The following is a 19,968-nucleotide window of genomic DNA, read 5'->3' on the forward strand; positions in this document are numbered from 1 at the left end:
CTGGAGGTGCGCTTCGCGTGCGGCCAAGGCCGCTCCGCGACCGCTCATGCGATGGCGCCGTGGTCGAGCGAAGTCGCGCCCGTCAGGACCGAAGAAATAGGCATCTTGATGAAAGCCACCGCAGAAAAGTACGACAGGACAGCGCGCGTCCTCCATTGGGTGTCTGCTGTGGTGATCCTATGGGCCTCCATTTCGGGCTTTGTGATCACCACCCAGAACGTCGAGCCTGGCGTGAGGAATCAGATTGCCAGCTTCAACGTCTCGATCACCACCCTTTTCATTCCGTTCTTTTTCTTTCGCATCTGGCACCGCCTGCAGCGAGGAACACCCGCTCGCCCTGCCTCCCTGTCGAACCGTGAAGCCCTTTTGGCAGGTGCCATGCATCTCTTTTTCTATGCAGTGATCGCAGCGGTCCTGATCTCAGGCGTGCTGATGATGCCCCATGACATCCGCCTGTTCGAAGTCGTACAGCTTCCTCAACTCGTCACGGATGCCTCTGCGCTTCACCTCTTCAGAAACTCGCACACCGTGGCGACCGCAACGCTGGGCGCCTGCATCGCACTTCACCTGGCGGCGCTGGCCAAGCATGAGTTATCGGGCAAACGGATTCTGAGCCGGATGATCTGAAACTCTCGCATCTCAAGGATCGAAGGCCAATAAGAAAAGCCCCTGTTCTTTCGAACAGGGGCTTTCAATTGGTTGCGCGAGCAAGATTTGAACTTGCGACCTTTGGGTTATGAGCCCAACGAGCTACCAGGCTGCTCCATCGCGCGGCAAGATAGAAGTATAGCTTATTCTGCGGCGTTTTGCGAGGCTTCCGAAGATTCTTTCTCTTCGGCGCGATCCACCAGTTCAACGAGTGCCATCGGGGCGTTGTCACCCACGCGGAAACCCATCTTCAGGATGCGGGTGTAGCCGCCCGGACGTGCCGCGAAACGCGGGCCCAGATCAGCGAACAGCTTGACGACGCTGTCGCGGTCGCGCAGGCGGTCGAAGGCCAGGCGCTTGTTGGCGAGCGTGGGCTTCTTGGCCAGGGTGATCATCGGTTCGATGACGCGACGCAGTTCCTTGGCCTTGGGGACCGTGGTCTTGATGACTTCATGCTCGATGAGCGAATTCATCATGTTCTGCAGCATCGCCAGGCGGTGCGAGCTGGTGCGATTGAGTTTACGAAGGCCGTGTCCGTGACGCATGGTGCTTTTCCTTTACTTTATAAAAACAGGCAGCCGGATCAGGTACTGCCCATTGCACTGGCCCCGCACCGCAAGGTGCAAGAGGGGCCTATCTTTCGATGAATCGAATTATCGCTTGTCGAGGCCGGCCGGCGGCCAGCTTTCGAGCTTCATACCCAGGGTCAGACCGCGCGAAGCGAGGACTTCCTTGATTTCGTTGAGCGACTTGCGACCCAGGTTCGGGGTCTTGAGCAGCTCGTTCTCAGTGCGCTGGATCAGGTCACCGATGTAGTAGATGTTCTCGGCCTTCAGGCAGTTCGCCGAACGGACCGTGAGTTCGAGCTCGTCGACCGGGCGCAGCAGGATCGGATCGAACTGCTGGGCGCTGCGCGGTGCGGGCGCATCGAACGCAGCGAGTTCACCACCTTCGAGCTGTGCGAACACGGCAAGTTGTTCCACCAGGATCTTGGCCGAGGCGCGGACCGCATCTTCCGCGGTGATGGCACCGTTGGTCTCGATCTCGATGAGCAGCTTGTCCAGGTCGGTGCGCTGCTCGACGCGGGCGCTTTCGACGGTATAGCTCACGCGCTTGACGGGCGAGAACGATGCATCGAGGACGATGCGGCCGATCGACTTGGTCGGCTCGTCGGCGTAACGGCGCATCGTGCCGGGCACGTAACCGCGGCCCTTCTCGACCTTGATCTGCATGTCGAGCTTGCCGCCTTGCGACAGATGAGCGATGACGTGATCGGGGTTGATGATCTCGACGTCGTGCGGCGTCTGGATGTCCGATGCCAGCACCGGGCCTTCGCCGTCCTTGCGCAGGCTCAACGTGACTTCATCGCGGTTGTGGAGCTTGAACACCACACCCTTGAGGTTCAGCAGGATGTTGACGACGTCTTCCTGGACGCCATCGATCGACGAGTACTCGTGGAGCACGCCTGCGATCGTCACTTCGGTGGCCGAATAACCGACCATCGACGACAGCAGCACGCGACGCAGCGCGTTGCCCAGCGTGTGGCCGTAGCCGCGCTCGAAAGGCTCGAGCGTCACCTTGGCCTTGTTGGCGGCGATTTGCTCGACCTGGATGGTCTTGGGTTTCAGCAGGGTGGTTTGCATGCAGACTTCCTCTCAATACCCCCGGTTCGTTACACCGGTAAGGCTGGTGAAGTGCCCTGTCGCGGTGCAGCGCGGAGGGAACAAAAAATCACAAGGACGAGGCCGCGCAGCAGCTTCGTCGTCGTCCGTTTAGCGCGAATAGAGTTCGACGATCAACGATTCGTTGATGTCGGCTGCGAATTCGTCGCGATCCGGAACCTTCTTGAAGGTGCCTTCTGCCTTGTCGGCGTTCACATCCACCCATGCCGGCATACCGACTTGCGCTGCGAGCTGCAGGGCTTCGGCAATGCGGGTCTGCTTCTTCGACTTGTCGCGCACGGCGATCACGTCGCCGGTCTTGACCAGGTACGACGCAATGTTCACCGACTTGCCGTTGACCGTGATCGCCTTGTGCGACACGAGCTGGCGCGCTTCGGCACGCGTCGAGCCGAAGCCCATGCGATAGACGACGTTGTCCAGGCGCGATTCAAGGATGAACAGCAGGTTGGCGCCGGTGTTGCCACGGCGACGATCGGCTTCCTCGAAGTAGCGGCGGAATTGCTTTTCCAGCACGCCGTACATGCGCTTGACCTTCTGCTTTTCGCGCAGTTGCAGGCCGAAATCGGAGGTGCGTTGACCCGAAGTGCGACCGTGCTGGCCGGGCTTGGAATCGAACTTCGACTTGTCCTGGATCGAACGGCGTGCGCTCTTGAGGAACAGGTCGGTGCCTTCACGGCGGGAGAGTTTGGCCTTGGGGCCGAGATAGCGTGCCACTTGATCTTCCTTTTATGTCATCTGCCGCGCGTTTCGCACGGGAGCCATCAGCGGCGTGCCGATGGCGGTGGGCTTGTCGTTGAAAACAAAATGCGCAGCCGCCGTGAAGCGGACTGCGCGTTGCGTCGAACGCTTAGATGCGACGACGCTTTTGCGGACGGCAACCGTTGTGCGGCACCGGGGTCACGTCGGCAATGGAATTGATCCGGATGCCGAGCGCAGCCAGGGCGCGCACCGACGATTCGCGACCAGGACCGGGGCCCTTGATCTCGACGTCGAGGTTCTTGATGCCTTGTTCGACTGCAGCACGACCCGCCACTTCCGAAGCGACCTGTGCAGCAAAAGGCGTCGACTTGCGCGAGCCCTTGAAGCCTTGGCCACCCGACGACGCCCACGACAGAGCGTTGCCCTGGCGGTCCGTGATCGTGATGATCGTGTTGTTGAACGAAGCGTGCACGTGAGCGATACCGTCCGCAACGTTCTTGCGAACCTTCTTGCGAACGCGCTGTGCGGCGTTGTTGGCAGGAGCTTTAGCCATGCTGATTTATCCTTATTTCTTCAGGGACTGCGCAGCCTTGCGCGGACCCTTGCGGGTGCGGGCATTGGTGCGCGTGCGCTGGCCGCGCATCGGCAGGCCACGGCGATGGCGGAAGCCACGATAGCAACCGATGTCCATCAAGCGCTTGATGTTCATGGTGGTCTCGCGGCGCAGATCGCCCTCGATGGTGAAGAGAGCGATCTGGTCGCGGATCTTTTCGAGATCAGCGTCGGTCAGATCCTTGATCTTCTTCGAATATTCGATGCCGCTCGCTTCGCAGATTTGACGGGCGCGGGTGCGACCGATACCGAAGATGGCGGTCAGGCCGATCTCAGCGTGCTTGTGCGGCGGAATGTTGATGCCAGCAATACGTGCCATGTGCGTCCTCTAATACTCTTTGATCAACCCTGGCGCTGCTTGTGGCGCGGGTCGGTACAGATCACACGCACCACACCTTTGCGGCGGATGATCTTGCAATTACGGCAGATGGTTTTGACCGAAGCCGAAACTCTCATTTGATTCTCCTAAAACTTGTTCAACGCGGCGAACAATCGCCTGAAACACTATCAATGCGCGTCCGCCTTGCGGCGTCGACTTTCGAACCTTCTGAACCCCTACGAGGTCTTGAAGTTGGCCTTCTTGAGCAACGACTCGTACTGCTGGGACATCATGTAGTTCTGCACCTGGGCCATGAAGTCCATGGTGACCACCACAATGATCAGCAATGAGGTTCCACCGAAATAGAACGGCACGTTGTACTTGAGGATCAGGAACTCCGGCAGCAGGCAGACGAAGGTGATATACACCGCGCCAGCCAATGTCAGGCGAACCAGGATCTTGTCGATGTAGCGCGCTGTCTGGTCACCCGGGCGAATACCCGGAATGAACGCGCCACTCTTCTTCAGGTTGTCGGCAGTTTCCCGGCTGTTGAACACGAGTGCCGTGTAAAAGAAGCAGAAAAACACGATCGCGGCAGCGTAGAGCATCACATAGATCGGCTGACCAGGTGTGAGCGCGCTTGCAATGTCCTTCACCCAACGCATGCTTTCGCCTGTGCTGAGCCATCCGACCAGCGTTGCCGGCAGCAGGATGATGGACGATGCGAAGATCGGAGGAATCACGCCAGCCATGTTCAGCTTCAGGGGCAGGTGCGACGATTGACCGCCATACACCTTGTTGCCGACCTGACGCCGCGCATAGTTCACGAGAATCTTCCGCTGGCCACGTTCGACGAACACCACGAAGTAGGTCACCAGGGCAACCACGGCAACGATGAAGATCGCGACCAGCACATTCATGGCACCTGTTCGGACCAGCTCCAGCAACCCACCCACCGCGTTCGGAAGACCGGCCGCGATGCCTGCAAAGATCAGGATCGAGATGCCGTTGCCCAAACCGCGTTCGGTGATCTGCTCGCCCAGCCACATCAGGAACATCGAGCCAGCGGTGAGGCTGACCATGGCCGTGATGCGAAAGCCCAGGCCCGGTGCGATGACCAGACCCGCCGACGACTCGAGCGCCACTGCGATGCTGAAGGACTGGAACATGGCCAGACCCAAGGCACCATAGCGCGTGTACTGCGTGATCTTGCGCCGTCCCGCTTCGCCTTCCTTCTTCATCTGCTCGAAGGTCGGCACCACGTAGGTCATCAATTGCATGATGATCGACGCAGAGATGTACGGCATGATGCCGAGCGCGAACACGGTGAAGCGCGACAGCGCACCGCCCGAGAACATGTTGAACAGGCTCAGGATGCCGCCCTGCTGCCCCTGGAACAGCTGTGCCAGCTGGTCCGGGTTGATGCCCGGTACGGGAATATGCGCCCCGACCCGATACACCACGAGAGCGAGCAGCAAAAACACGAGCCGGCGACGGAGGTCACCGAACTTGCCTGTTTTTGCGAGCGTTGCCGCGTTAGTTGCCACGAAGAACTACTTTCAGTCCGTTGTCGTCAGGCGACGCTGCCACCAGCGGCTTCGATCGCCGACTTGGCGCCGGCGGTAGCGCCGATGCCCGTCAGCTTCACAGCCTTGGTGAGTTCGCCGGTCTTGATGATCTTCACGACCTTGATCATGTGAGCCACCAGACCTGCCTGCTTCAGAGCGAGCATGTCCACTTCGGCCAGGCCGAGCTGCTCCAGGGAAGCCAGCGTCACTTCGGCGTTGTACTTGAGCGTCTGCGACTTGAAGCCACGCTTGGGCAGGCGACGCTGCAGAGGCATTTGACCGCCTTCGAAGCCCACCTTGTGGTAGCCGCCCGAACGCGACTTCTGACCCTTGTGACCGCGACCTGCAGTCTTGCCGAGGCCGGAGCCGATGCCGCGACCGACACGACGCTTGGCGTGCTTGGCGCCATCCGCCGGCTTGATGCCATTGAGTTCCATATCAGTCTCTCTTACAGAACTTTGACCAGATAACTGATCTTGTTGATCATGCCGCGCACTGCGGGCGTGTCCTGCAGTTCGCTCACGCTGTTGAGCTTGCGCAGACCCAGGCCACGGACGGTGGCGCGATGCGATTCCTTGGTGCCGATCGGGCTCTTCACCAGCTGCACCTTGAGGGTTTGTTGTTGCGTCGTCATTTCGATGCTTCCGATCAGGCGAAGATATCTTCGACGGTCAGGCCGCGCTTGGCAGCGACTTGCGATGCCGTCGTCGAGTTCTTCAGGCCGTCCAGGGTTGCACGGACCATGTTGTAGGGATTCGACGAACCATGGCTCTTGGCCACGATGTCGGTGATGCCCAGGACTTCGAACACGGCGCGCATCGGGCCGCCAGCGATGATGCCGGTACCCTTGGGTGCCGGGATCATGACAACCGAAGCGGCGCCATGGTGACCCGTCACGCGATGATGCAGCGTGCCGTTCTTGATCGAGATCTTGAACAGGTTGCGACGGGCTTCTTCCATCGCCTTTTGCACGGCAGCAGGCACTTCCTTGGACTTGCCCTTGCCCATGCCGACCTTGCCGTCGCCGTCGCCGACCACGGTGAGGGCTGCGAAACCGAGGATACGACCACCCTTCACCACCTTGGTGACGCGGTTGATCGCGATCATCTTCTCGCGCAGACCGTCTTCAGGGCCTTCGTTCTGCGTTCTTGCTTGAATCTTTGCCATTTTGAATCTCGTGTCCGGTTAGAACTGCAGACCGGCTTCGCGGGCTGCTTCGGCCAGGGCCTTGATGCGGCCGTGGTAAGCGAAACCTGCGCGGTCGAATGCAACCTTCTCGACACCGGCAGCCTTCGCCTTTTCAGCGATGCGCTTGCCGATGGCGGTGGCAGCGGCGGCATTGCCACCCTTGCCAGCGCCGCCGAGGGAAGTACGCACTTCGGCTTCCGCCGTCGAGGCCGTTGCGATCACCTTGGTGCCGTCGTCGGAGATGACGGTGGCATAGATGTGCAGGTTCGTGCGGTTCACCGTGAGGCGAGCCACGCCTTGCGTCGCGATCCGGATGCGGGTCTGACGCGAGCGGCGCAGACGTTGTGCTTTTTTGGTCAACATCATTTTGCTGCCCCTTACTTCTTCTTGGTCTCTTTGATCACGATCTTTTCGTCCGAATAACGGATGCCCTTGCCCTTGTAAGGCTCAGGCGGACGAACAGCACGGATCTCCGCGGCGATCTGGCCGACGCGTTGGCGGTCAGCACCCTTGATCACGACTTCCGTCGCGGTCGGGGTCGTCACCGTGATGCCCTGGGGCATGTCGATGTTGACGGGGTGCGAGTAACCGACTTGCAGGTTCAGCTTCGCGCCTTGCGCAGCTGCCTTGTAGCCGACGCCGACGAGGTTGAGCTTCTTCTCGAAGCCCTTCGTCACGCCGACGACCATGTTGTTGACCAGCTGGCGCAGCGTGCCGCTCATCGCATTCGCTTCACGCGATTCGTTGGCGGGCTCGAAGCTCAGCTTGCCGTCGTTGTTCACGACCTTCACCAGGGGATTGCGATGCAGGTTGAGCGTGCCGCCCGTACCCTTGACGCTAATCTGGTCTTCCTTGATCGACACATCCACACCTGCGGGGATGGCGACCGGCATTTTTCCGACTCGGGACATTTCAGTAACTCCTCAATGTCTCGGTTAGGCGACGTAGCACAGAACTTCGCCACCGACACCGGTAGCGCGAGCCTTGCGGTCGGTCATCACGCCCTGGGGGGTCGTGACGATGGCGACGCCAAGGCCGTTCTGGACTTGCGGAATGGCTGCGCTGGCCTTGTAGACGCGCAGGCCAGGACGGCTCACACGCTCGATGCGCTCGATGACCGGACGGCCAGCGTAGTACTTCAGCGTGATTTCAAGCTCGCTCTTGCCGGCTTCGGTCTTGACCTGGAAGCCGTCGATATAGCCTTCGTCCTTGAGGACTTGTGCGATCGCGATCTTCACCTTGGAAGAAGGGATCGACACGGTGGGCTTCGCCACCATCTGCGCGTTACGGATACGCGTCAGCAGGTCGGCAATGGGATCACTCATGCTCATGTTGTTTGCTCCTGCCTGGCTTACCAGCTGGCCTTGGTGACACCGGGGATGTCACCCTTGAAGGCCAGTTCACGGATCTTGGCGCGAGCCAGACCGAATTGGCGGAAAGTGCCACGCGGACGACCGGTGATTTCGCAACGGTTGCGCTGGCGCGTCGGATTGGCGTTGCGCGGCAGCTTTTGCAGGCCGAGGCGTGCAGCGGCGCGCTCTTCGTCGCTCTTCGATTGGTCGTTGGAAGCAGCCTTGAGTTCGGCGTGCTTTGCAGCGTACTTGGCGACCAGCTTGTCGCGCTTGAGTTCGCGCTGGATCAGGGATTGTTTAGCCACGGTTCGCCTCAGTTCTTGAACGGGAAACGGAAGCCAGCGAGAAGCGCCTTGGCTTCTTCGTCGGTCTTGGCCGTCGTCGTGATGCTGATATTGAGACCGCGCAGGGCATCGACCTTGTCGTATTCGATCTCGGGGAAAATGATCTGCTCTTTGACGCCGATGTTGTAGTTGCCACGGCCGTCGAATGCACGACCGGAGATACCGCGGAAGTCACGAACGCGCGGCAGGGCCACGGTCACGAAACGGTCCAGGAACTCGTACATCTGCACGCCGCGCAGCGTGACCATGCAGCCGATCGGTTGCATTTCGCGGATCTTGAAACCAGCGATGGCCTTCTTCGACTTGGTGACGACCGGCTTCTGGCCAGCGATCTTGGTCAGGTCGCCGACAGCGTTGTCGAGAACCTTCTTGTCAGCGACTGCTTCGCCCACGCCCATGTTGAGCGTGATCTTGGTCAGACGGGGAACCTGCATCGGCGAGGTGTAGCCGAACTTTTCGGTCAGGTCCTTCGCGATCTTTTCGCGATAGATTTGTTGGAGACGTGCCATGTGAGTACTCCTTAGGCGATCTTGATTTCGTCGCCGCTGGACTTGAAGACGCGAACGCGCTTGCCGTCCGTCATCTTGATGCCCACGCGATCGGCCTTGCCGGTCGCAGCATTGAAGATGGCCACGTTCGATTGGTGAATCGGCATGGTCTTCTCGACGATGCCGCCCGTCGTACCCTTGAGCGGGTTCGGCTTGGCGTGCTTCTTGACGATGTTGATGCCGTCGACGATCAGATACGAGTCGTCTTTGCGCAGCGACACAGTGCCGCGCTTGCCCTTGTCACGACCGGCCAACACGATGACCTGGTCGCCTTTGCGAATCTTGTTCATGGCGTTGTCCTTAGAGAACTTCGGGAGCCAGCGAGACGATCTTCATGAACTTCTCGGTGCGCAGTTCGCGCGTGACCGGTCCGAAGATGCGGGTGCCGATCGGCTCCAGCTTGGCGTTGAGCAGCACGGCGGCATTGCCGTCGAACTTGACGAGCGAACCGTCTGCACGACGGATGCCCTTGGCGGTGCGAACGACCACTGCGCTGTAGATCTCGCCTTTTTTAACGCGACCACGCGGGGCGGCTTCCTTGATGCTGACCTTGATGACGTCGCCCACGCTGGCATAACGCCGCTTGGAGCCACCGAGCACCTTGATACACAGGACGGATTTCGCGCCTGTGTTGTCGGCCACTTCGAGCCTGGATTCAGTTTGGATCATGTCTATTGGTTCCCAACTTGTACCGGGAACCACAATAAGCAGTACCTCGGTCAGTCTTGGGCCCGTCGTCCACACCCCAAACCACTTGGAGTGCTTCCGCTGGGCAGAAGCTTCGCCTTTTTGTAGCGAAGCCCGCGATTGTTGCACAGCACATTCGGGTTGTCAACGCCCCGTCTCAAAGATTCACGACACCCCACGGAGCGGCGACAATTTCGCGTTGCTTTGTCACTCTGCATCAGCACGCCGCCTGGCCTCCCCTTTTCACTTCGTCCGCCCAAGATGTCCAACTCCGCCACACCCCTCTCCGCTGCCGCGCTGCCGGCCCTCGCCTTCATCGGCGGCGGCAACATGGCCAGCGCCATCCTGGGCGGCCTGATCCAGCAGGGTCTGCCTCCCGCCTTGATCGAGGTCGTCGAGCCCTTCGAGGAAGCGCGGGCACGTCTGGCCCAAGAGTTTGGCGTCACGGCGCAACCGGCCGCCAGCCAGGCCCTGGCGCGGTGCGCACTGGTGGTGTGGGCGGTCAAGCCCCAGACTTTTGCGGAAGCGGCCGCGCCCGTGCGTGCGCTGGCGGGCCAGAGCCTGCACCTGAGCGTGGCCGCGGGCATTCCGTCGGAAAGCATTGCGCGCTGGCTCGGCACCGAGGCCGTGGTCCGTGCCATGCCCAACACGCCGGCGCTGGTCGGCAAGGGCATGACCGGGCTGTTCGCACGCAACCAGGTCGACGCCGCCGGCCGCGCGCTGGTCGAGCAGGTGCTCGCGCCTACCGGCCATCTGCTCTGGGTCGACCAGGAAGCCGCCCTTGACGCCGTCACCGCCATGTCGGGATCGGGCCCCGCCTACGTCTTCTATTTCATCGAGGCGATGACCGAGGCTGGCATTGAGATGGGTCTGCCGCCCACGCAGGCCCACCAACTGGCCGTGCGCACCTTCACAGGCGCCTCGGCATTGGCAGAGGCCGCCAGCGAACCGCCTTCGGTGCTGCGCGCGCGCGTCACGTCCAAGGGCGGCACCACCTACGCCGCCATCAGCAGCCTCGAAGCCGCCGATGTGAAGGCGCAGTTCAAGTCGGCGATCCGCGCCGCCGAGCAGCGCGCCCGCGAACTGGCGGTGGAGTTCGGCAAGGCCTGAGCGCCCGGCCCGGCGCCCACGCGGCAGGCAGCCCGGGACCTCAGGGCAGCGCGTAGGCGACAACCACGCCGACGAACACCGTGAAGCCGAGCCAGTGGTTCAGCCGGAAGGCCTTGAAGCAGCCCTCGCGCGTGCGGGTGCGGATCAGGCGCCAATGCCAGAGCGCCTGCACGGCAGCAACCGCGATGGTCACCAGGAAAACAGGGCCCAGCCCCGCGCGGACACCGACCACCGCCCACAGCAGCAGGAAAAGCGCGTAGCACAGCATGACCGCCAGCACATCGAAGCGGCCGAAAGTGATGGCGGACGTCTTCATGCCAATTTTCAGGTCGTCGTCGCGGTCGACCATCGCGTACTCGGTGTCGTAGGCCAGCACCCAGCCCAGGTTGCCGAGCAGCAGCAGCCACGCGGCAGCCGGCACGCGCGCCAGGAACGCGCTGGCAGGCACGTCGGCGCCACCCGCCGCGCAGAACGCCATCGGAATGCCGATCGAGAAGGCAATGCCCAGCACCGCCTGAGGAATGGACACGTAGCGCTTGGCAAACGGGTAGACGAGCGTCACGCCCAGGCCGACGAAGGCCCAGGCGATCACGGCCGCATTGGTGGTGAGCGCCAGGCCGAACGCCGCCAGCGCCAGCAGGGCACCGAAGCCGAGCGCCTGTTTCACGGAAATGGCGCCGCTCGTCACCGGGCGTTGCGCCGTGCGCTTGACGTGCCGGTCGAAGTCGCGGTCGGCCACATCGTTGACGCAGCACCCTGCGCTGCGCATGAGGATCGTGCCCAGCACGAAGACTGCAAGCAGATGCCAGCCGGGCCAGCCACCGGAGGCGAACCACAGCGCGCCCAGCGTGGGCCACAGCAGCAACAGCCAGCCGGCGGGCCGGTTCCAGCGAATCAGATCCAGATACAGCGACAAGCGCCCGGCAGCCATCAAACCCACTCCCCAATGAAAAAGAGCGGCCATTGTGCCGCTCTCTCCTGCATTCGAAACCCTGGGGGCTGGGGGAGAGGCTTACTCTTCCAGCAGCGAGCGCAACATCCAGGCCGTCTGGTCGTGCACCGCGCAGCGTGCGGTCAGCATGTCGGCGGTCGGATCGTCGCCCGCCTCTTCGGCCACGGGGATGAACTCGCGCGCAATGCGCGACACGGTTTCATGGCCCTTGACCAGAATGCGCACCATCTCCATGGCCTTGGGCGGCTCCTGCGGCACGTCCGGCACAGTCGCGATCTTGCTGAATTCGGCGTAGGAACCCGGTGCGTAGTGACCCAGCGCACGGATGCGCTCGGCGATCACATCGGTCGAGCCCCACAGCTCGGTGTACTGGTTCATGAACATCGCGTGCAGCGAGTTGAAGTGCGGGCCGGTCACGTTCCAATGGAAATTGTGGGTGGTGAGGTACAGCGTGTACGTATCGGCCAGCACGCGGCTCAGGCCTTCGGCGATCGCCGCACGGTCCTGGCGGTCGATGCCGATGTTGATCATCGGCGCGTTGCGGCTGCCCGACTCCGAGGCGACCTTGGTGCCGCCCTTGGTGGGCACCTTGCCTGCGTCGGCCGCGGGTGCGTCGGCGATGGGAGACTTTGCTTTCTTGCTGGGTGCTTTTGCCATGAGGACAGTTCCTTCTTTGCTTTTGAACGAGGTGACGGTTCGACTGTAGGGGCGGCCGGGCGGCATCGCAACAGAGAGACTCTATCGCAGCCATTGAGGCTTGCGGCATCGCGGTGCGTAGGCAAAACGCGCAATCTGCAGCATCCCGTACGGCCCCGGCGGCCCGCCTCGCCAGCGCCGCTCAGGACAGCCGCTTGACGCCGGGAAGCTCGCAGCCGTAGATCGCGTTGCGCAGCGCGGCGATGGCCTCGTAACGGGTGAAGCTGCGGCGCCAGGCCAGCACCACGCGCCGCGTCGGCGGCTCACGGCCCTGGCCGTCGCTGATCGGCAGGTAGCGCACCATGTCTTGGTCCTTGCGGCCTCTGCCCTTGGGCTTGAGTGCTTCGGCCGGCACCGACAGCCGCGGCACCAGCGTCACGCCCATGCCCGAGGCCACCATGTGCTTGATCGTCTCCAGCGACGAGCCCTCGAAGCTCTTGCGGATGCCTTCCGCGTTGCTGGAGAAGCGCGCGAACTCCGGGCACACCTCCAGCACGTGATCGCGAAAGCAGTGCCCGGTGCCCAGCAGCAGCATGGTTTCGTCGCGCAGCTCTTCAGAGGTGATCGACAGCTTGGCTGCCAGCGGGTGCGCCACCGGCAGCACGGCGACGAAGGGTTCGTCATAGAGCGGCGCGATCGCCAGGCCGGTGTCGGGGAACGGCTCGGCCATGATGGCGCAGTCGATCTCGCCGGCGCGCAGCATGTCGAGCAGCTTGACCGTGAAGTTCTCCTGCAGCACCAGGGGCATCTGTGGCGTGCGCGTGATGTTCTGGCGCACCAGGTCGGGCAGCAGGTACGGCCCGATCGTGTAGATCACGCCCAGGTTCAGCGGCCCGGCCAGCGGGTCCTTGCCGCGCTTGGCAATTTCCTTGATGGCCGCCGCCTGGTCGAGCACGGTCTGCGCCTGCTGCACGATCTGCTCGCCCAGCGGCGTGACGGTCACCTCGCCGGCACTGCGCTCGAACAGCTTGACCTCCAGCTCGTCCTCGAGCTTCTTGATCGCCACCGACAAGGTCGGCTGCGACACATAGCAGGCATCGGCCGCCTTGCCGAAATGCCGCTCGCGGGCGACAGCAACAATGTATTTGAGTTCGGTCAGGGTCATAGCTTGCGTCAATTATGCGCAAGGTCGGCGCTGCTGCGCCCGCCGTGTCCGGCACAAGGGGCTTTCAGGCCACCACGACGGCCGCTTCAGGCCGCCTCAGTCCGCTTCACGCCCATTGCCAGCAGCGATGCGCGCAAGGCGAGCCGCACCGGGGTTGCGGCCAGCTCGCCGCCCGCCAGGGCGTTGAGCCGGTGGCCGTCCAGCGCATGCGGCACCTGCCACAGGTACGCCATGGCCGCAACCTCGCGCCACATCGGCACCAGGAGCCCGGCCGCGCGCAACAGCCGCCAAGGCATGCGGCCGTGGCGAAAGCCGCCTGCAGGCGCGAGGCCCAGGTCGCAGGCCGCCGCCTCGAGTTCCGCCAGCAGTTCAGCGCCCGTCAGCGTATGGCCCGCGAAGTGCCAGACATCGAAGTGCGGCGTGTCCGGCCGCTGCGGCTGCGCGGCCACCCGCACGAAGGCCCGTGCCAAATCGGGCAGGTAGGCCCAGGCGTGTGCGATGTCCATGGCACCGGGGTAGACCAGCTTGCCCGAGGCGATCGACTTCGCGATCACCAGATCGATCCAGCTCCCGGTGCCCGCCCCGAAGAAGTCGCCCGCGCGCACGACCGAGGCACGAAAGCCGCCGACGGCGGCACGCCGGGCCATCAGCGCCTCCATCTGCACGCGGATCTCGCCCTTGCGCGTGCTGGGCTGCATCGGCGTGGTCTCGCTGAGCACGGCGGGCATCGTGGCGCCGAAGTTGTAGACGTTGCCCGGCAGCACGAAGTGCGCGCCCAGTCGCTCGGCGAGGTCCAGCCCGCGCTGCAGGCCGGGCAGCGCCTCGCTGTCCCATCGCGTATAGAGCGGATTCACGCCGTACACCACCACGCGTGCCGGGGCCGCGGCGGCCGCCAGCTGCGCGTTGTCCGACAGCCCGATGCGCAGCACATCGACCCCCGCGGGCAGCAGCGGCGACGGCTCCCGCCGCACCTGGGCGCGCACCGACCAGCCCGCCGCGTGGAAAGCCTGCGCCGCCGCGCACCCCAGGCGACCGTTGGCGCCCAGGATCAGCACGACGGGCCGCGCAGGGTTGGAAGACGAAGGGCGAGAGGACATGAAAGACTCCTGAGCAATGGACATGCGGCGAGTCTGCGCAATACCGCCACATTCATCCATCGGCGATCCGAGCAATCCAGCCATACACTTTCGCATGCCCCCACCCAACCTCGACCGTTTCGACTGGACCCTGGTCCGTAGCTTCCTGGCGGTGCTCGACGCCGGCAGCCTGATGGGCGCCGCGCGCCGCACCGGTGCGCTGCAGCCCACGCTGAGCCGCCACATCGCCGAGCTGGAGACGCAGCTCGGCGCACCGCTGTTCGAGCGCACCGGACGCGGCGTCACGCCGACGCCGACCGCGCTCGCCATCGCCGAAGCGGCCCGCCAGATGGCCGATGGCGCACAGGCCATGGCGCGCGCGCTCGCCGGCCGGCGCAAGCAGACCACCGGTCTGGTGCGCGTGACCGCCAGCATGGTCGCGGCCACCTACCTGCTGCCGCCGCTGCTGACCGAACTGCGACGCCAGGAACCCGGCATCGCCATCGAACTCGTGGCCAGCAACCAGTTGAGCAACCTGCTGCAGCGCGAAGCCGACATCGCCGTGCGCATGGTGCGACCTGCGCAGGGCTCGCTGGTGGCACGCAAGCTCGGCGAGGTCGGGTTGGGCGCCTATGCGCACACCTCGTACCTCCAGCGGGCGGGCACGCCGCAGAACGTGGCGGACCTGGCCGGCCACACGCTGGTGGGCTACGCCGACGACGACCTGATGCTGCGTGGCTTCGCGGCCATGGGCATGCCGATGCAGCGCGACGCCTTCGCGATGCGTACCGACGACCAGGTGGCCTACGGCATGCTGGTGGCGCACGGCGCGGGCATCGGGTTCCTGGCGAACTACAACGCCCGCCACTGGCCCCACCTGCAGCGTGTGCTGCCACAACTGGCGATTCCGCCGCTGCCATGCTGGCTCGCGGTCCACCGCGAGATCCGCTCGAGCGCGGTGGTGCGACGGGTGTACGACTTTCTCGCGCAAGCCTTGCCGCCCCTGCTCGCGCAGGGCTGATGCGCAGCTCTGCGTGGCCGCTGCGCACTCACGCCTTCAGGTAATCCGCCTTGCTGCCGAGCCAGCGGTCGATGTGCTTTTGCGCCAGCCCCGGGTGGCGGTCGAGCATCAGCGGCGCGAGTTCGCGCGCCCAGTCGAGCAGCAGGTGATCGGTCTCCAGGTCGGCAAAGCGCAGCAGCGGTGCGCCCGACTGGCGCGCCCCCAGGAACTCGCCCGGCCCGCGGATCTCGAGGTCGCGCCGGGCAATCTCGAAACCGTCGCCGGTCTCGGCCATGGCGCGCAGCCGGGCACGCGCCGTCTCGCCGACGCGGCCCCCCTCGTTGGGCGCATAGAGCAGCACGCAGGCCGAGGCCGCCGCACCCCGGCCCACGCGGCCGCGCAGTTGGTGAAGCTGCGACAAGCCGAAGCGCTCGGCATGCTCGATCACCATCAGCGACGCATTGGGCACGTCGACGCCGACCTCGATCACGGTGGTGCTCACCAGCACCTGCACGTCGTTGGCGGTGAAGGCCGCCATCACCGCCTGCTTCTCGGCCGTCGGCATGCGCGAATGCAGCAGCGCCACGTTCACGTGGTCGCCCAGCATGCCGGCGAGTTCGTCGCGCGTCTCGGTGGCGTTGCGCAGGTCAACCGCTTCGCTTTCCTCGATCAGCGGGCAGACCCAGTACACCTGCCGGCCCTGGGCGAGCTGCGCCTGGATGCGGTCGATGACCTCGTCGCGCCGGTGCTCGGCCACCAGCTTGGTCACGATGGGCGTGCGGCCGGGCGGCAGCTCGTCGAGGGTGGAGACGTCGAGGTCGGCGTAGTAGCTCATGGCGAGCGTGCGGGGAATCGGCGTGGCGCTCATCATCAGCAGGTGCGGCTCGAGCCCCTGGGTGGCCTTGCCACGCAAGGCCAGGCGCTGCGCCACGCCGAAGCGGTGCTGCTCGTCGATGATCGCCAGCGCGAGCCGCTTGAAACGCACCTTCTCCGAGATCACGGCGTGCGTGCCGATGACCAGCGCGGCCTCACCGCTCTCCACCGCCGCCGACATCTCGTCGCGCGCCTTCTTCTTCTGGCTGCCGGTGAGCCAGGCCACGCGCAGGCCGCGGGTCTCCAGCAGCGGCGCGAGCCAGCCGATGAGCTTGCTGAAATGCTGCGCGGCCAGGATCTCGGTCGGCGCCATCAACGCGCACTGGAAGCCCGCGTCGATGCAGCGCGCCGCCGCGAGTGCAGCGACCACCGTCTTGCCCGAACCCACGTCGCCCTGCAGCAGCCTGTGCATGGGCGCGTCGCGCGCCAGGTCGCGCGTGATCTCCTCACCCACGCGTGCCTGCGCGCCGGTGAGCGCGAACGGCAGCACGGCCATCAGTTGCGCGTGGAGCGCCGTGGCTGCGTCCGACGACGGCAGGACCGGGGCGCGTTGACCCGCGCGCTCGCGCCGCGCCTGCAGCTGCGAGAGCTGCTGGGCGAGCAGTTCCTCGGACTTCAGCCGCTGCCAGGCCGGGTGGCTGCGGTCTTCCAGCGCAGCGATCGAAACGTCCGGTGTCGGGTAATGCAGGAAGGACAACGCGCTGCGCAGGTTCCACACCTCACCGGCGCCCGGCCAGCCCGCCGACGCCGGCACGGTTTCATCGAGCACCGCGCGCGCGAGCCCCGCCCGCACCTCGCGCCGCAGCACCGGCTGCGCCAGGCCCGCGACGGTCGGGTAGACCGGCGTCAACGCCTCGGGCAACTGGGTGCCGGCGGCCTTGACGGTCGGGTGCATCATCTGGCGCCCGAGGAAGCCGCCGCGCACCTCGCCGCGCACGCGCACGCGGGCACCGACGGCCAGCTGCTTCTGGTGGGACGGATAGAAGTTGAAGAAGCGCAACTGGCAGGTGTCGCTGCCGTCGTCGACCGTCACCACCAACTGGCGCCGCGGGCGGTAGCTGACCTCGCTGTCGAGCACCACGGCCTCGATCTGCCCCTGCTCGCCGTCGCGCAGGTCGGCCAGGCGGACGATGCGCGTCTCGTCCTCGTAGCGCATCGGCAGGTAGAGCGCGAAGTCGATGTCGCGCTGCAACCCGAGCTTGCGCAGCGCACGCTGCACCAGGCTCGGGCCGGTACCGGGAGGGCCTGCCGGCGCAGGCGCAGCGGCAGGCGCGGCCGCGGAGGTGTTGGAGCGGGCTTTCTTCGCGGGCACAGGCAAGGCTTCTAGCGCGGGCGGCAAAGGTCCGTCAAGGCGCTGCGGGCATCGGGGAACGTGAAGCGGAAGCCGGTTTGCAGCAGCCGCGCCGGCACCACGCGCTGGCCTTCAAGGAGCAGGTCGGCCTGCTCGCCGAGCAGCAGCTTGACGGGCGCGGCGGGCGTCGGCATCCAGCAAGGGCGATGCAGCACGCTGGCGGCCACGCGGGTGAATTCCTCCTGGCTCAGCGCGCCGGGCGCGGTGAAATTCCATGCCTGCGCGGCCGCGGATTCGCCCGCGCTTTCCGTCACGCGCCACACATGGGCCATGGCGCGGATCAGGTCGTGCACGTGCACCCACGACAGCCACTGCCGCCCGCTGCCCAAACGCCCACCGACGCCCAAAGAGATCGGTATCAGCAGCTGCGGCAGCGAACCTTGGTGACCCAGCACGAAGCCAAAGCGCATGCAGGCCACCTGCACGCCGTGCGCAACGGCCGCCTGCGCCGCCTGCTCCCAGCGCCTGCACAGCCGCGACATGAAGATGTCCTGCGGCGGTGCGTCTTCAGCCAGCTCGGTCGCATCGCCCTGTGGCTGCACACCGTAGTAGCCGATGGCGGAGCCCGACAGCAGCAGCCATGGCTTGCGCGGTCGCGTGCCGATCCAGGCGACCAATTGCTGCGTGAGCCCTTCGCGGCTTTGCAGCAGTTGCTTCTGGCGCCGCTCGCTCCAGCGCATGCCCAGGATGCGCGCGCCCGCGAGGTTGACGACCACGTCGATGTCGTCAGCAGCGGGTATGTCGCCGAGCGACTGCACGCAGCGCACCGCGCCGCCGAAGCCCCAGGCAGCCGAGCGCGCGTCGCGCGTCCACACCGTGACCGCATGGCCGTCGGCCAGCAGATGGCGCACGAGCAGCTGGCCGATGAAGCCCGTGCCGCCAGTGACCAGCACGCGCTGCGGCTTCGAGCCGAAGCGCACCGGCGCCTGCGCGTCACGTACCTGCGCCTGCTTCTGGCGCCTGAAGACCGCGCGCGCCGCCAGACCATCGCGCAGCCCCGACACACCCACGCCCACACCGCACAGCGCCAGGAAGGCACTGAGCCACCCGTGCGGCTGCCACACCATCGCGGTCGGCTGGGCAACCCAGTCCGCCGCGTTGATCGCCAGCAGTGCGATGAACGCCCCCCCGTTGATGGCCAGCACGGTGTGCGTGACCCGCTCGGAGGGCGGCAGCAGGCGGCTGCCGTCCTCGACCACGAAGTCCCACAGCGTGAGCACGATCTCGACGCCGAACACCGCCATCAGCACCCAGGCCCACGCGCCATGCCAGGCCCATGCCGAGAGGCCGATGAACAGCGCGCTGTAGATGGATGCACGCGTTGCGTGGATCGACAGCTCGCGCCCTGCCGTGGCGCGCTGCGGCAGCGCTTCGGTCCCCTCGTGGTGGTAGAGCGTGTCGAAGGCGCCCAGCGCACCCTGGGCCGCCATGAGTTGCAGGGCCAGCAGATGGGGATCGATCATGGCAGTGCTTTCGGTTCAGGCACTTCCTCGAACACGCCGACCTGGGTAAACGTCGTGCCCATCAGGCAGTGACGGATCTCGATGCGGATGTTGAAGCGCTCAGGTGTTTCGTTGTGGTGCCAGAGAAAGGTCTTGCCCGGGGTGAACAGGCCGGGCAAGGGAATGCGCCAGCCGAGCACGTCCCAGAAATACCCGTCGCTCTGGAAATGCAGGCTGCCGTTCTCCACGCTCAACACCAGCTTCATGCCCAGGCCCATGCCCACGTACTCCAGCACCTCGCCGCGTTCGCTCTCGCGCATGAAGCTGGTGAACTGGATGGGCTTTCGGCCGTGGAGCCGGTAGATGCGCTGCTTGTAGATGGCCGGGTCCTGCGGCTTGGCGTAGACCTGGATCTCGACGGGAAAGTGGCTGTCGCTGTACGGAATGAGCGCCCCCTGGATCAGGGGCTGTGTCAGGTGGCCGAGCAGCCGGCCGAAACGCGAGCAACGCAATTCGCTGAGCGTGCCCAGGTAGTGCAGCGCCTTGCCCGGCGAGGGGTTCTTGTCGAAGCGGCGACGGATGTCGGGATGCAGGCCATGCCAGGCCCTGCCCAGGATCTTCTTGAAGAGTTCACCTTCGGAGGGGCCGGGCAAAGGCTGCGCAGGAACGCGCGACGCGGGTGCATGTAAGTCGACCATGCGGTGATTCTGCCTTGG

The 19,968-nt window shown here is 64.7% G+C and carries 27 protein-coding genes and 1 tRNA gene; 3 read left to right on the forward strand and 25 right to left on the reverse strand.

Going from position 1 to position 19,968, the window contains the following annotated elements:
- Positions 1 to 108: 108 nt before the first annotated feature.
- A complete protein-coding gene (locus tag J2W36_RS17190; protein WP_307691121.1) occupies positions 109 to 627 on the forward strand; it encodes a cytochrome b/b6 domain-containing protein in 519 nt (172 codons plus the stop codon).
- Positions 628 to 696: 69 nt separating this feature from the next.
- On the opposite strand, the gene J2W36_RS17195 is transcribed toward J2W36_RS17190, so the two are convergent.
- From J2W36_RS17195 to rplN, 18 genes are all read right to left on the reverse strand, one after another.
- Positions 697 to 773 (reverse strand) — tRNA-Met (locus J2W36_RS17195).
- A gap of 18 nt (positions 774 to 791) precedes the next feature.
- Positions 792 to 1,193 carry a 50S ribosomal protein L17 gene (gene rplQ / locus J2W36_RS17200; RefSeq protein WP_307690978.1) on the reverse strand — a complete coding sequence of 134 codons (402 nt, stop codon included), beginning with the start codon at positions 1,191 to 1,193 and terminating at the stop codon, positions 792 to 794.
- Between the two features lie 108 nt (positions 1,194 to 1,301).
- The gene (locus tag J2W36_RS17205; RefSeq protein ID WP_307690979.1) at positions 1,302 to 2,291 is read right to left on the reverse strand and encodes a DNA-directed RNA polymerase subunit alpha; all 990 of its coding nucleotides are present in this window, start codon (positions 2,289 to 2,291) and stop codon (positions 1,302 to 1,304) included.
- 129 nt (positions 2,292 to 2,420) lie between these two features.
- A complete protein-coding gene (rpsD, locus tag J2W36_RS17210; RefSeq protein WP_307690980.1) occupies positions 2,421 to 3,044 on the reverse strand; it encodes a 30S ribosomal protein S4 in 624 nt (207 codons plus the stop codon).
- 133 nt (positions 3,045 to 3,177) lie between these two features.
- Positions 3,178 to 3,582: a 30S ribosomal protein S11 gene (rpsK, locus tag J2W36_RS17215; protein ID WP_009124825.1), complete on the reverse strand. Its 405-nt coding sequence runs from the start codon at positions 3,580 to 3,582 to the stop codon at positions 3,178 to 3,180.
- A 12-nt stretch (positions 3,583 to 3,594) separates the two neighbouring features.
- Complete coding sequence (rpsM, locus tag J2W36_RS17220; protein ID WP_013544105.1) at positions 3,595 to 3,960, reverse strand: 30S ribosomal protein S13; 366 nt, start codon at positions 3,958 to 3,960, stop codon at positions 3,595 to 3,597.
- A gap of 23 nt (positions 3,961 to 3,983) precedes the next feature.
- A complete protein-coding gene (rpmJ, locus tag J2W36_RS17225) occupies positions 3,984 to 4,097 on the reverse strand; it encodes a 50S ribosomal protein L36 (protein ID WP_038201958.1) in 114 nt (37 codons plus the stop codon).
- A 99-nt stretch (positions 4,098 to 4,196) separates the two neighbouring features.
- Positions 4,197 to 5,507, reverse strand: coding sequence for a preprotein translocase subunit SecY (secY, locus tag J2W36_RS17230; RefSeq protein ID WP_307690981.1), 1,311 nt, complete (start codon positions 5,505 to 5,507; stop codon positions 4,197 to 4,199).
- A gap of 26 nt (positions 5,508 to 5,533) precedes the next feature.
- Positions 5,534 to 5,965: a 50S ribosomal protein L15 gene (gene rplO, locus J2W36_RS17235; RefSeq protein ID WP_307690982.1), complete on the reverse strand. Its 432-nt coding sequence runs from the start codon at positions 5,963 to 5,965 to the stop codon at positions 5,534 to 5,536.
- A gap of 11 nt (positions 5,966 to 5,976) precedes the next feature.
- Complete coding sequence (gene rpmD, locus J2W36_RS17240) at positions 5,977 to 6,162, reverse strand: 50S ribosomal protein L30 (protein ID WP_009124818.1); 186 nt, start codon at positions 6,160 to 6,162, stop codon at positions 5,977 to 5,979.
- A gap of 14 nt (positions 6,163 to 6,176) precedes the next feature.
- Positions 6,177 to 6,695, reverse strand: a complete 519-nt coding sequence (gene rpsE, locus J2W36_RS17245; protein ID WP_307690983.1) for a 30S ribosomal protein S5 — start codon at positions 6,693 to 6,695, stop codon at positions 6,177 to 6,179.
- A gap of 18 nt (positions 6,696 to 6,713) precedes the next feature.
- Positions 6,714 to 7,079: a 50S ribosomal protein L18 gene (gene rplR / locus J2W36_RS17250; RefSeq protein WP_307691122.1), complete on the reverse strand. Its 366-nt coding sequence runs from the start codon at positions 7,077 to 7,079 to the stop codon at positions 6,714 to 6,716.
- Positions 7,080 to 7,093: 14 nt separating this feature from the next.
- Positions 7,094 to 7,627, reverse strand: coding sequence for a 50S ribosomal protein L6 (rplF, locus tag J2W36_RS17255; protein WP_307690984.1), 534 nt, complete (start codon positions 7,625 to 7,627; stop codon positions 7,094 to 7,096).
- Between the two features lie 24 nt (positions 7,628 to 7,651).
- The gene (rpsH, locus tag J2W36_RS17260) at positions 7,652 to 8,047 is read right to left on the reverse strand and encodes a 30S ribosomal protein S8 (protein WP_307690985.1); all 396 of its coding nucleotides are present in this window, start codon (positions 8,045 to 8,047) and stop codon (positions 7,652 to 7,654) included.
- Between the two features lie 20 nt (positions 8,048 to 8,067).
- Positions 8,068 to 8,373 carry a 30S ribosomal protein S14 gene (gene rpsN, locus J2W36_RS17265; RefSeq protein WP_307690986.1) on the reverse strand — a complete coding sequence of 102 codons (306 nt, stop codon included), beginning with the start codon at positions 8,371 to 8,373 and terminating at the stop codon, positions 8,068 to 8,070.
- Between the two features lie 8 nt (positions 8,374 to 8,381).
- A complete protein-coding gene (gene rplE, locus J2W36_RS17270; RefSeq protein WP_307690987.1) occupies positions 8,382 to 8,921 on the reverse strand; it encodes a 50S ribosomal protein L5 in 540 nt (179 codons plus the stop codon).
- 11 nt (positions 8,922 to 8,932) lie between these two features.
- Positions 8,933 to 9,250 (reverse strand): 50S ribosomal protein L24, encoded by a 318-nt coding sequence (gene rplX, locus J2W36_RS17275; protein ID WP_307690988.1) that lies wholly within the window; start codon positions 9,248 to 9,250, stop codon positions 8,933 to 8,935.
- A 10-nt stretch (positions 9,251 to 9,260) separates the two neighbouring features.
- A complete protein-coding gene (gene rplN, locus J2W36_RS17280; protein ID WP_009124801.1) occupies positions 9,261 to 9,629 on the reverse strand; it encodes a 50S ribosomal protein L14 in 369 nt (122 codons plus the stop codon).
- 279 nt (positions 9,630 to 9,908) lie between these two features.
- Here rplN and proC point away from each other — a divergent pair, with 279 nt between their 5' ends.
- Complete coding sequence (gene proC, locus J2W36_RS17285) at positions 9,909 to 10,757, forward strand: pyrroline-5-carboxylate reductase (RefSeq protein ID WP_307690989.1); 849 nt, start codon at positions 9,909 to 9,911, stop codon at positions 10,755 to 10,757.
- Positions 10,758 to 10,797: 40 nt separating this feature from the next.
- On the opposite strand, the gene ubiA is transcribed toward proC, so the two are convergent.
- The 4 genes from ubiA to J2W36_RS17305 all read right to left on the reverse strand — a co-directional run bounded on the left by ubiA (position 10,798) and on the right by J2W36_RS17305 (position 14,607).
- Positions 10,798 to 11,688 (reverse strand): 4-hydroxybenzoate octaprenyltransferase, encoded by an 891-nt coding sequence (ubiA, locus tag J2W36_RS17290; protein WP_307691123.1) that lies wholly within the window; start codon positions 11,686 to 11,688, stop codon positions 10,798 to 10,800.
- A gap of 81 nt (positions 11,689 to 11,769) precedes the next feature.
- A complete protein-coding gene (locus J2W36_RS17295; protein ID WP_307690990.1) occupies positions 11,770 to 12,366 on the reverse strand; it encodes a Dps family protein in 597 nt (198 codons plus the stop codon).
- A gap of 181 nt (positions 12,367 to 12,547) precedes the next feature.
- Positions 12,548 to 13,510, reverse strand: coding sequence for a LysR substrate-binding domain-containing protein (locus J2W36_RS17300; protein WP_307690991.1), 963 nt, complete (start codon positions 13,508 to 13,510; stop codon positions 12,548 to 12,550).
- A gap of 86 nt (positions 13,511 to 13,596) precedes the next feature.
- On the reverse strand, positions 13,597 to 14,607 hold the full coding sequence (locus J2W36_RS17305; protein ID WP_307690992.1) for an NAD-dependent epimerase/dehydratase family protein: 1,011 nt from the start codon (positions 14,605 to 14,607) through the stop codon (positions 13,597 to 13,599).
- A 94-nt stretch (positions 14,608 to 14,701) separates the two neighbouring features.
- On the opposite strand from J2W36_RS17305, the gene J2W36_RS17310 reads away from it, so the two are divergent.
- Positions 14,702 to 15,607 carry a LysR family transcriptional regulator gene (locus J2W36_RS17310; RefSeq protein WP_307690993.1) on the forward strand — a complete coding sequence of 302 codons (906 nt, stop codon included), beginning with the start codon at positions 14,702 to 14,704 and terminating at the stop codon, positions 15,605 to 15,607.
- Between the two features lie 28 nt (positions 15,608 to 15,635).
- Here the strand turns inward: J2W36_RS17310 and recG are convergent, their stop codons facing one another.
- The 3 genes from recG to J2W36_RS17325 are packed head-to-tail and all read right to left on the reverse strand — an operon-like array spanning position 15,636 to position 19,950.
- Entirely contained in the window at positions 15,636 to 17,771 is a 2,136-nt protein-coding gene (gene recG, locus J2W36_RS17315) for an ATP-dependent DNA helicase RecG (RefSeq protein WP_307690994.1), read from the reverse strand.
- Between the two features lie 11 nt (positions 17,772 to 17,782).
- Positions 17,783 to 19,273 (reverse strand): TIGR01777 family oxidoreductase, encoded by a 1,491-nt coding sequence (locus J2W36_RS17320; RefSeq protein WP_307690995.1) that lies wholly within the window; start codon positions 19,271 to 19,273, stop codon positions 17,783 to 17,785.
- Entirely contained in the window at positions 19,270 to 19,950 is a 681-nt protein-coding gene (locus tag J2W36_RS17325) for a DUF4166 domain-containing protein (protein ID WP_307690996.1), read from the reverse strand. Before J2W36_RS17325 ends, J2W36_RS17320 begins: the two co-directional genes overlap by 4 nt.
- Between the last annotated feature and the right edge of the window lie 18 nt (positions 19,951 to 19,968).

Origin of the sequence: Variovorax ginsengisoli (genome assembly GCF_030811835.1) — a bacterium.
Taxonomy (GTDB): domain Bacteria; phylum Pseudomonadota; class Gammaproteobacteria; order Burkholderiales; family Burkholderiaceae_C; genus Variovorax; species Variovorax ginsengisoli_C.

Coding starts and splice junctions, on each gene's coding strand:
- J2W36_RS17205 (WP_307690979.1), bottom strand. CDS start 2,291: ATGCAAACCACCCTGCTGAAACCCAAGACCATCCAGGTCGAGCAAATC.
- J2W36_RS17310 (WP_307690993.1), top strand. CDS start 14,702: ATGCCCCCACCCAACCTCGACCGTTTCGACTGGACCCTGGTCCGTAGC.
- rpsH (WP_307690985.1), bottom strand. CDS start 8,047: ATGAGCATGAGTGATCCCATTGCCGACCTGCTGACGCGTATCCGTAAC.
- rplO (WP_307690982.1), bottom strand. CDS start 5,965: ATGGAACTCAATGGCATCAAGCCGGCGGATGGCGCCAAGCACGCCAAG.
- rpmD (WP_009124818.1), bottom strand. CDS start 6,162: ATGACGACGCAACAACAAACCCTCAAGGTGCAGCTGGTGAAGAGCCCG.
- rpmJ (WP_038201958.1), bottom strand. CDS start 4,097: ATGAGAGTTTCGGCTTCGGTCAAAACCATCTGCCGTAATTGCAAGATC.
- rplQ (WP_307690978.1), bottom strand. CDS start 1,193: ATGCGTCACGGACACGGCCTTCGTAAACTCAATCGCACCAGCTCGCAC.
- J2W36_RS17300 (WP_307690991.1), bottom strand. CDS start 13,510: ATGACCCTGACCGAACTCAAATACATTGTTGCTGTCGCCCGCGAGCGG.
- rplE (WP_307690987.1), bottom strand. CDS start 8,921: ATGGCACGTCTCCAACAAATCTATCGCGAAAAGATCGCGAAGGACCTG.
- rplN (WP_009124801.1), bottom strand. CDS start 9,629: ATGATCCAAACTGAATCCAGGCTCGAAGTGGCCGACAACACAGGCGCG.
- ubiA (WP_307691123.1), bottom strand. CDS start 11,688: ATGGCTGCCGGGCGCTTGTCGCTGTATCTGGATCTGATTCGCTGGAAC.
- rplF (WP_307690984.1), bottom strand. CDS start 7,627: ATGTCCCGAGTCGGAAAAATGCCGGTCGCCATCCCCGCAGGTGTGGAT.
- rplR (WP_307691122.1), bottom strand. CDS start 7,079: ATGTTGACCAAAAAAGCACAACGTCTGCGCCGCTCGCGTCAGACCCGC.
- J2W36_RS17325 (WP_307690996.1), bottom strand. CDS start 19,950: ATGGTCGACTTACATGCACCCGCGTCGCGCGTTCCTGCGCAGCCTTTG.
- rpsE (WP_307690983.1), bottom strand. CDS start 6,695: ATGGCAAAGATTCAAGCAAGAACGCAGAACGAAGGCCCTGAAGACGGT.
- J2W36_RS17320 (WP_307690995.1), bottom strand. CDS start 19,273: ATGATCGATCCCCATCTGCTGGCCCTGCAACTCATGGCGGCCCAGGGT.
- rpsK (WP_009124825.1), bottom strand. CDS start 3,582: ATGGCTAAAGCTCCTGCCAACAACGCCGCACAGCGCGTTCGCAAGAAG.
- proC (WP_307690989.1), top strand. CDS start 9,909: ATGTCCAACTCCGCCACACCCCTCTCCGCTGCCGCGCTGCCGGCCCTC.
- J2W36_RS17295 (WP_307690990.1), bottom strand. CDS start 12,366: ATGGCAAAAGCACCCAGCAAGAAAGCAAAGTCTCCCATCGCCGACGCA.
- rplX (WP_307690988.1), bottom strand. CDS start 9,250: ATGAACAAGATTCGCAAAGGCGACCAGGTCATCGTGTTGGCCGGTCGT.
- J2W36_RS17305 (WP_307690992.1), bottom strand. CDS start 14,607: ATGTCCTCTCGCCCTTCGTCTTCCAACCCTGCGCGGCCCGTCGTGCTG.
- rpsM (WP_013544105.1), bottom strand. CDS start 3,960: ATGGCACGTATTGCTGGCATCAACATTCCGCCGCACAAGCACGCTGAG.
- J2W36_RS17190 (WP_307691121.1), top strand. CDS start 109: ATGAAAGCCACCGCAGAAAAGTACGACAGGACAGCGCGCGTCCTCCAT.